General features: G+C 55.7%; 1 protein-coding gene. It reads left to right on the top strand.

Features of this window, described 5'->3' with window-relative positions:
- Positions 1 to 2,433 (top strand): hypothetical protein (locus tag GSF09_RS09435; RefSeq protein WP_159800715.1); only part of this gene is annotated, 2,433 nt, incomplete at both ends.

The raw sequence follows: 2,433 nt of genomic DNA, 5'->3' as shown, positions 1-2,433 counted from the left end.
ACCCAGGACATTTACATTTATGCTGAGACGGGTACTACGCCGAACTGCACTGATGAGAGCATGTTTACGGTAACGATACTCCCTGTACCTGTAGCGGTAACCCCTGGCAACCAGGTAGCTTGCGAGAGCTATACGCTTCCTGCATTGGCTTCGGGCGACTACTACACCGGCCCGGGTGCCACAGGCACCCTGTTATCGGCAGGCGATATCATCACCACCACCCAGGCCCTTTACGTGTATGCGCAGACCGGCACCACCCCGAACTGTACCGATGAAGAAAGCTTTACGGTAACCATCGAGAACGCCCCGGTGCTTGTTGCCGCCACGCCAATCCACGAATGCGATGACGACTTCAACGGCCAGACGGTATTCAACCTTGGCCCTGCAGGTGCCGAAGTAACCGCAGGTATGGCAGGGTATGACATAACCTATTACGAAGACCTTACCGATGCCCAGCAGGGCAACGGGAACAATATTACGGGCTTTACGGCATGGTCCAATACCCAGCCCGACACCCAGACCGTTTACATAAGGGTAGTGGCCCAGTCCGGGCAGACCGACTGCTACTCCATAGCCACGGTAGATGTTATTGTAGACCCGAGGCCGGCTGAGGTAACCCTGGCCCCTTATGAGCTTTGCGACAACAACAGCTCACCGGACGGCCGTGAGGAATTTGACCTTACCACCCTTACCCCTGACATCATCAACGGAGCTGCAGGCGTAAGCGTACACTATTACGAAGACCTTGCCGATGCCCAGTTGGGCAACGGTAACTTTATCACTACCGAAAGTGCCTACGACAGCGCCAGTGCCCAGATATGGGCCGTTGCCGAAAACCTTGAGGGCTGCCTTACCGTTATCCCGGTACAGCTTACGGTACACCCGCTTCCGGTAATCGACCAGAGCATGGACCCGTACTATGCCTGCGAGGAAGTACCCGGCCAGGGCGAATTCGACCTTTCCACTATGGACAGCCTTGTTACCCTTGGGGCGCCCGGCTATGAAGTAACTTATTACGACAACCAGGCCGATGCCCTTAACGGTACCGGCACCCCGCTTCCCCAGAACTATATAACCGGGGACAGGGTAATTTACATAAGGGTACGCAACACCACCACCGGGTGCAGCATAGTAACCCCGTTACAGCTGTTGGTAATCCCGGGCCCTGTTGCCCCGGCACAAGCCCCGCTTGAGGAATGCGACCGCGACCTGAACCAGGTAGCCACCTTCAACCTTGTGCCGGTAATGAACCAGATAAGCACCAGCCTGGGCAATGTAACCCTTACGGCTTACGAAACCTATGACGATGCCTTCTATGATGCCGTAAATAACCGGATCACCAACCCGGGCAGCTACAGCAATGTAGAGGCCAGCACCACCAACGGTGTGCAGACCATTTACCTCAGGGTACAGTCCAACCTGACCGAATGCTTTGATATTGTCGAGTTGCAGCTTATAGTAGTACCGGCCCCTGTGGCCACAGCCCCTGCACAGCCGTATGCCCTTTGCGACAACGGCCCCGACGATACCGACGGCATAGGCATATTTAACCTTACCAGCCGTGAAAGCGGGGTACTGGGCAGCTTAAGCCCTGCACAGTATACAGTGAGCTACCACCAAAGCCAAACCGATGCCGAGGACAACCTTGGGGCTATAGGCAACCCGGGTAGCTACAGCAGCACCGGGGAAACCATTTACATCAGGGTAACCAGCAATGCCACCGGCTGTTTTGACGTGGTGGAGCTGGAACTGATAGTAAACCCGCTGCCGGTGGTGAGCAACCCGGCACCGATCACCCAGTGTGATACCGACAACCCGGGCGATGAGCGTGAGGAATTTGACCTTACCCAGCGCATAGATGCCATAACAGGAGGAGCCGACGGCATGGAGGTAACCTTCCACCATGACTATAACGATGCACAGCTGGGCATAGGCGAAATAGGCAACCCTGAAGCCTACCAGAACCAGTCCACGGTTGAAACCCTTTTTGTAAGGGTAACCAATGAAAGCACCGGCTGCTACAGGGTAGTGCTGATGGACATCCGCGTAGAGCCCGTACCGGTACTTCAGCCGGTAGACCCTGCCCTTACCACGGTATGCGCACCCGATGACAGCGGCTTTGGCGAGTTTGACCTGAATGCCATGCTGGATGACCTTATCAACAATGCGGTGAACCTTCAGGTAACCTTCCATGAAACCTACGAAAACGCCCAGGACGGCCAGTTGCCGATAACCAACCCGGGCAGCTATACCAACGTGCTGGAATACCAGCAGAACATCTATGTAAGGGCGGTAAACACCGTAACCGGCTGCAGCAGCGCCGTACCGTTTGTCATCACCCTTAGGGTAGAGCCATCGCCCAACCCGGCAGACCTTGACCCGATGATACTGTGTGATGAGGACCCGGGCAATGACCAGGACGGCAAAACCTAC

It is taken from the genome of Flavobacterium sp. MK4S-17 (assembly GCF_009848495.1).
GTDB lineage: Bacteria > Bacteroidota > Bacteroidia > Flavobacteriales > Flavobacteriaceae > Flavobacterium.
This window is presented reverse-complemented; position numbering and strand designations above follow the sequence as displayed.